The organism is Niallia sp. FSL R7-0271, assembly GCF_038005785.1.
Taxonomy (GTDB): domain Bacteria; phylum Bacillota; class Bacilli; order Bacillales; family Cytobacillaceae; genus Niallia.
The window spans coordinates 3298156-3311755 of the sequence record NZ_JBBOTZ010000001.1; the positions used below are offsets into that span (position 1 = coordinate 3298156).

The 13600-nt window shown below is 39.6% G+C and carries 9 protein-coding genes; 4 read left to right on the plus strand and 5 right to left on the minus strand.

Annotation, left to right across the window (positions count from 1 at the left end):
• Positions 1 to 60: 60 nt before the first annotated feature.
• Together MKX82_RS16865 and MKX82_RS16870 are read left to right on the plus strand one after the other, a co-directional pair.
• A complete protein-coding gene (locus tag MKX82_RS16865; RefSeq protein WP_233318541.1) occupies positions 61 to 687 on the plus strand; it encodes a TetR/AcrR family transcriptional regulator in 627 nt (208 codons plus the stop codon).
• 124 nt (positions 688 to 811) lie between these two features.
• Positions 812 to 3067 carry an MMPL family transporter gene (locus MKX82_RS16870; protein ID WP_396953778.1) on the plus strand — a complete coding sequence of 752 codons (2256 nt, stop codon included), beginning with the start codon at positions 812 to 814 and terminating at the stop codon, positions 3065 to 3067.
• Positions 3068 to 3125: 58 nt separating this feature from the next.
• Here MKX82_RS16870 and MKX82_RS16875 read toward each other — a convergent pair whose 3' ends face one another.
• Positions 3126 to 5195, minus strand: a complete 2070-nt coding sequence (locus MKX82_RS16875; RefSeq protein WP_341078624.1) for a 5'-nucleotidase C-terminal domain-containing protein — start codon at positions 5193 to 5195, stop codon at positions 3126 to 3128.
• Positions 5196 to 5462: 267 nt separating this feature from the next.
• On the opposite strand from MKX82_RS16875, the gene MKX82_RS16880 reads away from it, so the two are divergent.
• Positions 5463 to 6647, plus strand: a complete 1185-nt coding sequence (locus MKX82_RS16880) for a DUF4317 domain-containing protein (protein ID WP_233318536.1) — start codon at positions 5463 to 5465, stop codon at positions 6645 to 6647.
• Positions 6648 to 6878: 231 nt separating this feature from the next.
• Here the strand turns inward: MKX82_RS16880 and MKX82_RS16885 are convergent, their stop codons facing one another.
• From MKX82_RS16885 to allC, 4 genes are all read right to left on the minus strand, one after another.
• Positions 6879 to 7232 (minus strand): hypothetical protein, encoded by a 354-nt coding sequence (locus MKX82_RS16885; protein ID WP_233318534.1) that lies wholly within the window; start codon positions 7230 to 7232, stop codon positions 6879 to 6881.
• Between the two features lie 282 nt (positions 7233 to 7514).
• Positions 7515 to 8948, minus strand: coding sequence for a proline--tRNA ligase (gene proS, locus MKX82_RS16890; protein WP_341078640.1), 1434 nt, complete (start codon positions 8946 to 8948; stop codon positions 7515 to 7517).
• Between the two features lie 294 nt (positions 8949 to 9242).
• Entirely contained in the window at positions 9243 to 10493 is a 1251-nt protein-coding gene (locus MKX82_RS16895) for a pyridoxal-phosphate-dependent aminotransferase family protein (protein ID WP_282581402.1), read from the minus strand.
• 13 nt (positions 10494 to 10506) lie between these two features.
• Complete coding sequence (gene allC, locus MKX82_RS16900) at positions 10507 to 11742, minus strand: allantoate deiminase (RefSeq protein WP_311315879.1); 1236 nt, start codon at positions 11740 to 11742, stop codon at positions 10507 to 10509.
• Positions 11743 to 11942: 200 nt separating this feature from the next.
• Between allC and MKX82_RS16905 the strand changes: the two genes are divergently transcribed.
• Entirely contained in the window at positions 11943 to 13586 is a 1644-nt protein-coding gene (locus tag MKX82_RS16905) for a PucR family transcriptional regulator (protein ID WP_341078642.1), read from the plus strand.
• Positions 13587 to 13600 lie beyond the last annotated feature (14 nt).

A 13600-nucleotide genomic window follows, 5' to 3' on the forward strand; every position in this document is an offset into this window, starting at 1 on the left:
AATTTCTCTTATACTTATCGAGTGATAAATCATTTTATTGGGTAATAGAAAGGAAACAAAATGAAAAGGGATCACGAAGAGCTGCAGTCACAGACAATGGATACACATCATTTGATTATTAAGGCAGCGACTACCTTATTTATGGAGCTTGGTTATCGTGCTGTAAGCACAAGGAAAATTGCAGCAGCCTGTGGCATTACTCAGCCTGCTTTATACCATCACTTCCAAAATAAACAAGAGATTTACATTGAGGTTCTGAAAGCTTCCATTCTTCAGACAGAAAACTATCTTTACAAAATAGCCGCCGATTATCCAGATATTAAGCAGCGCATCTTTCATCTAGCCAGCTATTTCATGCAGAATTACGAAGAAGATTTAATGCAAATGTTTCATGATCTTCATCATGAAATGCCGGAAGATGTCAAAAAAACCATTAACTCCCATTGGCAAAAAGGCTTTCTTGCACCTATTATGAGAATGTTTGAGGAAGCTGTCGCTAATAAGGAAATTGGATCATTTGAAAAGATAGACAGCAGCAGCTTTGAAGTATCTCTTCTATTATTGAATATGATAAAGTCTGCTCTTTTGCCTGAATATATGAAACGCTTATCAGAGACTGAGCAAAAAGCTATCATAGATAAAAAAGCTAAGCTCATTGTCCAAATATTTTTAAGCGGTATTGCTTAACCCTATATTCATTGCTGTTTCTTATTCTAACAAGAGCAGCATTATATTTTTTTGATTCCCTTATCAGTTGATAAGCTATTATTTTTCTTCCAGCTTATCAATTGATAAGTTCATCATAATAACAATGATAAAGGAGCTAGAAAAAGTGAAAAATTTTATCCCTACCGTTTTCCGATTTGTTTCAGGGAAAAAAGGAAGATGGATTACACTGTTTGCCTGGATCTGTCTTGTCCTTGTCCTAAGCTTAACACTGCCGCAAGCAAGCTCACAAAAAAATGAGAATGCTGCAAACTTGCCTGAAGATTCACCTTCTCAAGAAGCAGAAGCTATTATTAATAAAGAATTTCCAAATGAACAAGGAACACCGGCCCTGATTACCTTTCATCGAGATACCGGCCTCTCAAATGATGATTTAACGCAAATTCAAGAGCTGGCAGGTAAATTAACGGAGGAACCGGTTGTCCACCAGCAAAGTGTTATCCCACTTCACCAGCTGCCGATTGAAGCAGTTCAGCAGCAAGTATCAGAGGATGAAACAACCATTGTCCTTCCCGTATTGTTCGAGAAGTCTACAACAACAGCAGAGCTGGAAAAAAGTCTGGAAGAGCTACAAACTGCAGCGTCTGACATTTTCAGCACAGATCCTTTTAAAGCAGATATAAATGATGAAGATACACTGTCTGCCAGAACTACAGGTCCTGTGGGGATTGCTGTTGATGCAGCCGCACTATTCAGCCAAGGCGACTTGTCCTTGCTGATTGGTACAGTCGTTATTGTGCTTATTTGTCTTTTAGTTATCTATCGTTCTCCGATATTAGCAATCATCCCGCTGATTGGAGTTGGGATAGCTTATTTAGTAATTAGTCCTGTATTAGGCGGAATGGGCAAAGCTGGCTGGATTGAATTCGATTCACAAAGCATCGCAATCATGACGGTTCTTCTCTTTGGTGCTGGAACTGATTATTGCTTGTTCCTCATAAGCAAATACCGAAGCTTGCTAAAAGTGGAAACGAAGAAGGAAATCGCCATGGCAAATGCCCTGCGCCGTTCAGGTGGAGCAGTTGCAATGAGCGGATTGACCGTTGTGTTCTCCCTGATTATTCTTTTGCTCGCAGAATATGGTTCGATACAGCGCTTTGCTGTGCCTTTCAGTCTTTCCATTTTAATCATGATGGTCGCAAGCTTAACACTTGTGCCAGCAATTTTGGCTATTTTCGGAAGAGTTTCTTTCTTCCCATTCATGCCTAAAACACCAGAGATGGAAAAAGCAAAACCAGTAAAGAAGAAGAAAAAGTCTCGTTCTCTTGGCGAATTCATCGGCAAAATTGCTGTAAATCATCCATGGAAAGTAACCATTATTACAACAGTATTTTTAGGTGTTTTTGCTTTACTGTCATTAAAGATGGAATCCACTTATGACACATTATCCTCTTTCCCTGACGATATGCCATCAAGGGAAGGATTCACGATTATTTCTGAGCATTTCTCAGCTGGTGAACTAGCTCCTGCAGAGGTTGTTGTCCAAATAGAAGGTAGTGATATTCCTGTTGAAGATGTATTAAATGACCTTCCATTTGTTGCAAATGTTTCAGAAGGAGAACAAGCAAAAAATGATTCGGGCTTGTTTAAATACTCTGTTGAATTAAACACAAACCCTTATTCTAATGAAGCAATGGAAGAGCTCCCTGACTTGCGTGCAGCGGTTGAAAAAACTCTTTCTGACAATGGCATCACTGAAAGCAGTGAGAAAGTCTGGATTGGGGGCATAACAGCAGAACAGCTTGATACGAAGGAAACGACTGACAGTGATGCACGTCTTGTCATTCCAGTAATTGTTGCTATGATTGCCGTCCTTCTGCTTGCCTACTTACGTTCAATCACTGCTACAATTTATTTAATTGCAACAGTGCTGTTGTCTTATTTCAGCGCATTAGGCTTAGGTTGGGTTATTCTTCACTACGGTTTTGGAGTAGAGGCAATCCAAGGACTTATTCCGCTTTACGCCTTTGTCTTTATTGTGGCACTCGGGGAAGATTATAATATTTTCATGATTTCGAGCATTTGGAAGAAAAGTAAAGAAATGCCTCTTAGCCAGGCGATTAAAGAAGGGGTTGCAGAATCCGGCGGAGTCATTACTTCAGCAGGGGTTATCTTAGCCGCAACCTTTATGGTCTTAACAACATTGCCAATTCAAATATTGGTTCATTTCGGAACAATCACAGCTATTGGCGTGCTTCTCGACACGTTTGTAGTTCGTCCATTTTTAGTTCCTAGCATCACTGCACTATGCAAAAAAGCTGCCTTCTGGCCAGCAACGAAACATTTGCACGAAAGCAATGAGCAAGAGTTAGAAAAGCAGAACAAAAATCAAACAGTCTAAGATTAATAATAGAAGAGACCTAGTAGAAGCAATCTACTAGGTCTCTTTTTATCACTCTTTAAGCATGTCTTACTTTTCTATAAACCAGTACTCCAATACCAACCACAAACAGCAGTCCACCGACTAACAGCATCGTATAATTGTTTGTAGCAGTATTCGGAAGTGCATTTCCAGCTGTATTTCCAGACGTTGCTTTATCGTCTGATGTTTTGTCTGGAGTTACATTTTGGTTTTGATTATTGTCAGAACCTGGTGCTGCTCCATTGTCTGCACTGTCATCAGTCTTGCCATCATCTTTTGCTGGAATGTCATCACCATTATCGCTATTGTCGTCTGTAACTGGAGTCTCTGAACCATTATCATCATCTGAATTATCATCACCATCGTTAACTGGTGTTTCTGGTCCATTGTCATCGTCTTGATTACCGTCGTCTTCATCAACCGGTGTTTCTGGTTCCACTGCTTTTCCTAGTGTATCAATGATACGTCCTTCCAATTGAGGATCTACTTCTCCATTTAAGTTATCAACCATATAATCGCGTAGCTGCTCCCAATCGATTGCACCCATATCTTGAACTCGGCCTTCTTGATAGGCTTTAGCAAATACTTCATAACCATCTCCGCCTTTTGCGGTAAAGTTGTTTGTAGTTACTAAGTACGTTTGGTCTGCCTTAATGTCTTCATACTGTTCATTTACTTTTACTTGCATCGAAACTACGCGAGAACCAGCTTCTTTTGTGCTGTCATACGTAAATTTCATTCCAGATACATGGAGGAATCCGCCGCTTTCCGCTGGCGCTAAACGCACACTATATTCTAAAATTTGTTTAATTTCCTCACCTGTCAGCTGGACAAATGCAGGATCGTTCCCAAATGGCAATACGGCAATAACTTCGCCTGTAGTAATAGGTCCTTCATCAATTGCAGCGCGGATTCCGCCCCCATTTTGCATGGCAATGACAACATTTTCATTTTTTTCTTTCGCTTTTGCAAGCATAGCATCTGTTACAAGATTTCCAAGTTCTGTTTCATTTGCCCGCACACTAACTTCACTGTCTGTTAAACGTGGGTTTAATAAAGGTTTTTTGGCAACTGCCCCTGTTTCTTGATTTGTTAAACTATCAATTTCCGCTTTATATGGCGCCAGTACAGCTGCCGCTTCTGCATCTGCTGCTTTTGATGCAACATCAATTAATTGACCAGCTTGACCGACAACTATCCCATTTTCATCAAAGTCTACCTTTAATTCTCCCAGCAATGTAGAATACTGGTATGCTTGTACAATTACAGTTGGATCCTTTGCAGCACCAGCTTCATCCGCTGTAATAACTACAGGCTCATTCAATTGTGTATGAGAATGTCCACCCACAATAACGTCAATTCCATCAACATATTTAGCTAATTGTAAGTCATTGCCCATTTCTGGATTACTGTCATAACCAATATGTGTTACAGCAATAATTTTATTAATTCCCTTACTTTCAAATGCTGCAACTGCTTCTTTTGCTTTCTCTATATAGTTTTGGAATTTCACATTAACAGGACTGGAAATATTCGCTGTGTCCTCTGTTGTTAATCCAAAGATACCAACTTTTTCTCCATTTACTTCTTTAACCATACCGTTATAAACAATTCCATCTTCAGGAGATTCTGTATAAGAATTATTTGTTTTGCTTGCCATATACGCATCACCAGAGAAATCTACGTTAGCACTTAAAAAAGGAAAATTTGCTTTTGAAACAAATTCAGATAAGGACTTATGGCCATTTTCCCCTGAACCTAAGTCAAATTCATGATTTCCAAAAATCATTGCATCAATATCCATTAAATTTAGTAGTGCTAAATCTGCTTGGCCTTTAAACTGATTGAAATATAATGTTCCTGAAAAAACATCTCCTGCGTTAAATAGTAGTGCATTTGGATCTGCAGCTCGAACCTCTTTAATTGCCGTAACCATATTTGGCATAAGGTCTGCGTGTGCATGTGTATCATTCATATGCATAATCGTTAAGGAATAATTATCATTTGATTCAGCAGCATATGTACTTGTTGGTAGAATTATAGATACCAATAATGCTAATGTTGAAAAAATACTTGCCAGTACAGCCATTTGATTCCTATCTTTCATTCTAAAATTTCCTCCTTTTTTTATCGTTAACACGACATTTATCGCATATTTTGTCAACGATTCTCCTATATTGTAGATATACTGTATTAACCTGTTGTTAAAAGTTTGTAAAACTACGTAAATCTACAATATCCTTTCAAATATTCTCTATAATACGACCTTTTTCCTCCCTTATATTCTATTAATTAAATATGTTAATATAAATGAATGACTAAAATTGTTTTGCCAAAATAGCCAATCGTGATAGCTTAGGAGTGTATAAAAATCATGAACAAGAAAGACGTAGGAAACATACGAAAACAATTCAAGATAAACAATGATAAATTGAAAATCTCTGATATTTTTAATGTCTATATCATGAAAGAATCAAGCGAAATTTTTCATTCCCAAAGCCAGCCATTCGCTATGCTTGATCAAGATCAGCAAGAGCTGTTTTTAAATAATTTTAAAAAAATGCTCGCAGGTCAAATGGATGAAAAGCTCTTTGAACTCAAATTTAAGAGAGATGCTGAGAACAGCAGCCAGCTTATTCTCCATCAAGGACTGCTAAGCAGTGAGGTCGATGATTGGAAAGACCAAATGTTAAAGATTGTAGAAAAAATGCTCGCAATCAGACAATATGAAAAAGATATTGTTGTCACTTTCATTCGCGGAGAGTATATAAAGCCGATGAAACGCCGCAGTGAAGAGTCGGAGGAAAATGAACGGGATACTGTTTTCTCTCATTCGTTTATTTTATGCAGCATCAATAACACACAAGATCCTAAAAAAGAGCTGTTGTTCGATTATGTTGATAGAGAATTTAAATACAATATCGTATTAGATCCAATCATTAATCTTCATGCTCCAATGGGCGGCTTCCTTTTCCCATGCTTTACAGACAATGCAGCGGATGTTAACCATATCCTCTATGCAGCTGGCAAGGTTCATGAACCTGACTATGCATTTATTGAAGAGGTTTTAAACGGAGAAGAAATTATGACAGCACAAGATGATAAAATTGTGTTCGAAGAAATCATAAAAGATGTAACTGGTGACCAATTAAATACCTCCACCCTCTCGAACGTTTATGAAGAGATAAACCGCATGATTACAGAAAATGAAGAAGAAGAACCGCCTAAATTGGACTCTAAAGACGTGGAACAAGTCTTGAAGATGAGCGGAGTAGAAGATATAAGCACAGAAAAAGTCGAATTTGCCTTTAAAAAGATTATCGATGATGACAAATACGAGCTCAAAGCAAGCAATATTTTGCCTAAATTCACCTCTAAATCTATTAAAATCAGTACGAAAATTGCTAATATCGCTATCAGCCCGCCAGATTTACGCTATGTTAAACAAGTAGAATTCAGCGGCAAACGCTATTTAATGATTGAAGTAGAAGAAGATACGGTGATTGAAGGATTTACGATGATTCCAGAGGCTTTTGTAGGGAACCCGAAGGATGAATGATTGAAATAATTTAGGTTCTGAATGTGCAAAGCTGCCGTCAGAACCTAAATTTTAAACTATATTATCTTTTAGTAGTCTCGGCTCCTAAAATCGTTAGGAAAACTATTAGTTTTGAAAAATTCATCTGATAATTTCTAACTAACCATTCAAAAAAAATAAAAAAGACGCTTTTTCCAAAGAAAATACGCCTTTCTGAATGAAAACCAACCTGCCTATAGATTGGTTCCTCTCCTATTCATTTGCATTGGCTTCTGCTGCCACCAAATATTTGTCTAACAGTGTATCTAGGTCCTTATCCACCCTGCCATCTTCTGCAAGCTGGCTTGCTTTTGATAAGGCGTCACTCCAGTTGCCGTTATCAATGGCAGATTTAATATCCATTAATCCAGCCACTCTTTTATGTAGATTCTGTGCTGTTTCATCCTTTGGCTTCTGCTCAAGTGCGAGTTCTAGTGACAGCAGAGCTTTTTTTAAGTCCCCGCTCTCAATTGCTGTTTTTGCTGCCTTCATGTCGTTTTCATATGTTTCCGAGCTGCAGCCAGCCAGAAACAGGGCCATTATGCCAATCACAGCCCATTTTCTCATCCGATACCCCTCCACTGCCTGATGTCCTGTCATCAACCAGCAAGGACTAAAGGCAATCTATTTTCCCATATGGCACTTCACCTTTTTTGAGAGTGAAGCATGCCATAATAACGCTTTATTTCTCCCACTATTAATGTTAACAAATAATACATGGTGGTCAATACTTCGGGTACACTACTATATTCCTATCTATATGGTAAAAATAGCGAATAATGAAAACGTTTGTAATTTTAAGGTAGACTAACTTAAGCCGAAGGATACTCTCCTTCGGCTTTTTCCTTATTAATAAGCTTTTGCCCAATAAACAAGTGCATCTGCTTTTTTGCCGCAGCATACACATGTATCACTGATTTTTTCTTGTTCGAAAGGCATGCATCTCGAAGTTGCTCCAGTTTCTTCCTTGATTAAATCCTCGCACGCTCTGTCACCACACCACATCGCTTTTATAAAGCCGGTTTTTGGTTGGTTTGCTTGGTTCTTAAATGCTTCAAAATCAAGAGCTTGATGGGTGTTAGCTTCGCGATGCTCGCTTGCTTTTGCGAGCAGGTTTTTCTGAATATCTGAAAGCAAGTCTTCCAATGTTTTCTCCAAGCCTTCCATTGGCACCGCCAGCTTTTCGCCTGTATCTCTCCTGACAAGCACGACTTGTTTTTGCTCGATATCCTTTGGGCCAACTTCAAGGCGGACAGGAATTCCTTTCATTTCATACTCGTTGAATTTCCAGCCTGGCTTTTTATCACTTGCATCCAAGCCTGTTCGGAAACTGCCTGCTAGCTTATCTTTTAGCTGATAGGTAAAATCAAGCACACCTTCTTTATGCTGAGCAATCGGAATAATCATCACTTGAGTTGGAGCAATCCTTGGAGGCACAACTAACCCTCTGTCATCACCATGCACCATAATCATTGCTCCGATAATTCTCGTTGTAAATCCCCAGGAGGTTTGCTGTACATAGCTTTGAGCACCGTTTCGGTCCGTAAATTGGATTCCGAATGCCTTGGCAAAATGATCGCCTAAATTATGAGATGTGCCTGATTGCAATGCCTTGCCGTCATGCATCAGACTTTCAATTGTATATGTGTATTTTGCTCCAGCAAATTTTTCCTTTTCTGTTTTCTTCCCTTTAACGACTGGAATGGCTAATATCTCCTCACATATCGCTGCATAAACATGAAGCATTTGTACTGTTTCTTTTTCTGCATCTGCTTCTGTTTCATGACAAGTATGTCCTTCCTGCCAGAGGAATTCTAATGTGCGCAAAAATGGTCTCGTTGTTTTTTCCCATCTAACAACATTTGCCCATTGATTATATAGCTTTGGCAAATCACGATAAGAATGGATAATATCTTTATAATGCTCCCCGAACAGCACTTCAGAGGTTGGACGGACACATAATCTTTCTGCAAGCTCTTCTTCTCCTCCATGCGTCACCCAAGCCACTTCAGGAGCAAAGCCTTCAATATGGTCCTTTTCTTTTTGAAGGAGGCTTTCTGGAATAAAAAGTGGCATATATACATTCTCATGGCCTGTTTCCTTAATGCGCAAATCCAATTCATTTTTAATATTTTCCCATATAGCAAAGCCATATGGCCTGATGATCATTGATCCGCGTACGCTCGAATAATCAACCAGCTCTGCTTTTGTTACTACATCGGTATACCATTTCGCAAAATCATCTTCCATATTAGTAATTTTTTCTACAAAATTGCCCTTCATCTTGTCACTCCCTTTTTTTAAAACACAAAAAGCCCTGCTTTATTAGGGACCGAAAATCGGCGGTACCACCCTAATTTAAAGCAAGGCTTTACACTCAAACATGATAACGGTTTAACACCGCTGCAGCTTATGCAGAACGAAAAAGGCAGGTTCAAAGGCCGTGCTATAGGTCCCTTTCAGCATAAAAGACCCTCTCTTCTAATAGCCGCACCGTTTACTAATCCTTTTTATTGTTTCGTTATTTTTTAACATGATAATCAATAGATTCATTATTGTCAATTTTTTAGAAAAATATTACGAATTTATGAATGATTTTTCTTTCTCATATGCATTTAGTGAAGCTTGAATTCCTTCTCCTGCTGAGATTTTTGCTCCATGTCTGATTAAGGCTGCTTCAAGGCTTGCCAATGCAAACAAGACATTTTCTTTTCGGCAGCTGTAGCCCATCGTTCCGATTCTCCAAATTTTCCCGTGCAGAGGACCGAATGAACTTGCAATTTCTACTCCGAAATCATTAAGCATCATGCTTCTGACTGATTCTGCCTCAATGCCTTCAGGAATCTTGATACATGTTACTGTTGGCAGCTTCGAGCCTGCGTCTCCGAACAGTTCTAAGCCCATTCCTTCAATTCCGGCAATTAATGCTTTCTCATGAAGTTTATGGCGCTTGAATCTTTGCTCTAATCCTTCTTCAAGGACAATTCTCAAGCCTTCATGAAGTGCATACAGCATAGATGTAGCCTCTGTATGGTGGTTAAGCCTTCTTGGTCCCCAGTAATCTTGAAGCTGGGCCAAGTCGAAATAATTAGTGCGAATCGCAGAAAATGCCTTTCTTTCTGCTAATTCTTGTTCTGTCGCAATGCCTCGCTCGACCTTTTTACGTTGATTAAGGATGCGTTCCACCCGCTCATTATACGTAATTGGTGCATTTCCTGACGGGACAGATAAGCATTTCTGGTTTCCTCCGATTATAGCATCAATATACCAGTTATCTGTCTGAACATCTGTGCCGCCAATCGTTGCAACTGCATCAACAATAAACAGGACATCCTCTTCCCTGCATGCCTTGCCTATTTCTGCTAACGGCTGCATGCAGCCGGTAGAAGTTTCGCCATGGACCATCGCAACAATCTTCGGTTTCACCTTCTTCATTTCCGCAATTACTTCTTCTGGATCAAAAACCGTGCCCCAGTCCCGATGAAGCAAATGGATTTCAGCACCATATCTTTCTGCGATTTCTGTCAGCAAATGACCAAACCGGCCGTAAATCGGGATAAGCACTTTATCGCCAGGCTCGATCACACTTGCCAGTACTGCCTCAAGTCCAGATCGGGATGTACCGTCAATTGGAAATGCCCATTCATTATTTGTCTTGAAAAGTTGTTGGAGCATTTTCATCACATTGTTCATAATGTCCGTAAAGGCAGGGTCAAATTGTCCTAGAATAGGATTGGACATTGCCCGAAGCACCCTAGGGTCCACTTCGACTGGACCTGGGGTCATGATGGTTCTTAATGGTGTATTGAGTTCGCCAAACATTATCATCTCTCCCTTTCTATTAGTAAGCCAGCTTATGCAGCAACTCTATTAATACGGTAACGCCATTTTTCAAGTCTTGAAGATTGGTAAACTCATCTGGAGAATGGCTGATTCCATTTGTACTCGGCACAAACAGCAAAGCTGTCGGACAGTAGGGTCCAAATACCTGTGCATCATGACCAGCACCGCTTGTCATTGTTTTGTATGGAAGACCGGTGTCCTGCAGCACTTCTTCTGCTTGCAGCTGTAATTCGCTGTTCATGGCTACCGGCTTTACATCCAGCCATTGGTCTATCTCAATCTGAAGCCCTTTTTCATCACATTTTTCATGAAAGAATGCAAATAGACTCTCACAATATTGCTGGATTGCTTCTTCTTCATGATGACGAACATCCAATGTAAACACTACTTCCTTAGGGATAACATTCGGCACATTCGGAGAGGCCGTAATACTTCCGACCGTTGCTACTAAACTGTCAACAGCACTAGCCCTGTCCATTGCATGAAGAATTAGCTGTGACGCAATATGCAGGCTGTCTTTTCTGTACATCATCGGTGTTGTACCTGCATGATTGCTTTCACCTGTAATCTTTATCGTAAAGCGGCGCTGGCCGACAATATGGGATACTACTCCAATTGATTTTTCTTCTTTTTCCAAAACCGCACCTTGTTCAATATGCAATTCTATGAAGCAGCCAATATCCGTTCGTTTGAGACTATCACTTTCCGGGATAAACGGAATTTTATTAAGGGCTTGAGCCATAGAAATATCCGCCGTATCAAAAAGTGTCAAGCTTTCGTCCTTTTGATACCTGCCAGTGATTGACCCTGATCCCCAAAAAGCCAGCGGAAAACGGCTTCCTTCCTCCTCGCATAAAGATACTACTTCTATCGTTTTCAGCGGTTTTCCATATTTCCCAGCAAGATAATTAACGGCCAAGCAACTTGCAATAATTCCATATCCGCCGTCATATTTGCCGCCATTGACGACCGTATCGATATGAGAGCCAGTCAATATCGATTTTGCTGATTCATCTGTGCCTTCAAGCTTGCCGAATAAGTTTCCGACCCCATCAAATTGTGCAGATAAGCCAATTTGCTCCATCCTGATCTTTAAGGCTCCTTGTGCTTTTGCCCAATTCTCATCATAAAGGAGGCGCGTTACTCCACCATCTTCCGTTTGCCCATATTCAGACAGCCATTGAAGCCAGCTGTCTATTTCTTGTTCGTTCACTTGAATGGATGTTTTCATCATTATGCCTCACTTCCTCCTAGCCTTCCTACCAAGTTTTTAACTTTATCGCCTGCAAGTTAGTTTTTATTAATTAATGATAAAGACGATATTTCCTGAATTCATTAGAGACTATGTTAGAATTATCTAAATTTTTTGTGCAAATTAACTAAGTTGCCGTTATAATAAAAAGAAATAAAACGGCATATCAGAAGGAGGCTAATATGAAACTGATTGATCTTCTTAATAAACCTGCATTTCATGACATTGAAATCCTTGCTGGAAAAAACGGTTTAGGTAGGGAAATTAAAAATGTCACCATGATGGATGCGCCAGACATCATCGACTTCCTGTTTGAAAATGATTTTCTCGTCACGACTGCCTACCACTTGAAGGAGGATTCCGCACTGCTGTTGGGGCTCGTTCAATCTATGCATAAACAAAAATGCGCCGGATTGGGTATAAAAACACACCGCTTCTTAGAAAGTATTCCGGAAGAAGTTATCCAATATGCTGATACCCATCAATTTCCCGTCTTACAAATCCCGCTGGAGAAATCGCTTGGAGAAATTGTCAATACTACACTGCAATATATGCTAAATGAACGAACGTCTGATTTACTGACTGCTTTTGAAACGCATAGGAAATTTACACAGCATATTTTAAAAGGCAAAGGCATAAAAAAATTGCTTGACGATTTATCTAATATGATTGGTCAGAGGGTCATTCTGCTTGATCAGCATTTCCAAATCCATGCTTCTTCCCATTCGAAACACCCAATCAGTGAAATGATCATGAATTTATATGCAGAGGATTTCCGCCTGTTTTTAAACAGCACTTCCTGTACATGCTTTTCTTCCAGATATACAGAAGAAGTATTTGCGGCATTTCCAATCCATACACCTATCGGCAAACCAGCATTTTTGATTGCGCTTGGCAGCCTGCCTATTCACGATAAAAATTTACTTTTGACAATTGAACAGGCTACAAATGTCCTCACCTTTGAACTTATGCGGGAAAACACGGAAAGACAATATGCCAGAAGAGCACGCAATGAGTTCTTTTTAAACATGGTAGAAGGACGAATAACTTCAAAAGAAGAAATCACCAGCAGAGCCAAAGAGTTTTCCTTAACAAACGAGCTCCCCTCTCTGATGATTCTTGGCAAGGTTGATCAAAGCAATGTCCATAAAACATTCGCACAGCACCAGCTTGAAACAGATTATCTGTATGAATTCCTCGAGACAGAAATAATAAAGGCACCTTTTCTCACGCAGCTGTTTGTAAAAGGAGATCATTGTATTCTCATCATGGAAGCCGGCGATTCTAATGTAGAATTCCGTTCACAGGCAATCGACTATTTAAAAGATCTTCAAGGTAATATAGAAAAAATCTTCAAAAAAACGATGTCATTTGGGCTCAGCAACATCAGTCACCAGCTCGTTAATATGCAGAATGCTTATAAAGAGGCATTGAGTGCTTATCATACAGGTTTGCTGTCAGCAAAATCACAGTTTATTCAAGTGCACCGTCCGAAGGATGTTTCGGAAATGCTGCGAATTATCCCAGAGAAGGATTTACAGGAGTTTTGTGATCATATCTTTCAAGGGCTGTCGAATAAGCAGCAGGAAGAAGATGCCCAAATTCTGCTTCATACATTGTCTGTTTATTTGGAAACACATTGTCAAATATCAGAAACAGCGAAAAGGCTATTTGTTCATCGCAATACTGTTATTTACCGGTTGGAGAAATGCGAAGAGCTTTTAGGAAGAAGCCTGAAAGACGCAGATACAACCTTCCATTTACGCTTGGCATTTCGAATTAAATCGATTTTGCAGGTACAGCAGCCAACTGCAGGTGTAAAGTAAACTATATTTTCTAA

Bases quoted from the DNA above. Each gene is read 5' to 3' on its own strand.
- MKX82_RS16865 (WP_233318541.1), top strand. From the start codon at position 61: ATGAAAAGGGATCACGAAGAGCTGCAGTCACAGACAATGGATACACAT.
- MKX82_RS16870 (WP_396953778.1), top strand. From the start codon at position 812: ATGATAAAGGAGCTAGAAAAAGTGAAAAATTTTATCCCTACCGTTTTC.
- MKX82_RS16875 (WP_341078624.1), bottom strand. From the start codon at position 5,195: ATGAAAGATAGGAATCAAATGGCTGTACTGGCAAGTATTTTTTCAACA.
- MKX82_RS16880 (WP_233318536.1), top strand. From the start codon at position 5,463: ATGAACAAGAAAGACGTAGGAAACATACGAAAACAATTCAAGATAAAC.
- MKX82_RS16885 (WP_233318534.1), bottom strand. From the start codon at position 7,232: ATGAGAAAATGGGCTGTGATTGGCATAATGGCCCTGTTTCTGGCTGGC.
- proS (WP_341078640.1), bottom strand. From the start codon at position 8,948: ATGAAGGGCAATTTTGTAGAAAAAATTACTAATATGGAAGATGATTTT.
- MKX82_RS16895 (WP_282581402.1), bottom strand. From the start codon at position 10,493: ATGATAATGTTTGGCGAACTCAATACACCATTAAGAACCATCATGACC.
- allC (WP_311315879.1), bottom strand. From the start codon at position 11,742: ATGATGAAAACATCCATTCAAGTGAACGAACAAGAAATAGACAGCTGG.
- MKX82_RS16905 (WP_341078642.1), top strand. From the start codon at position 11,943: ATGAAACTGATTGATCTTCTTAATAAACCTGCATTTCATGACATTGAA.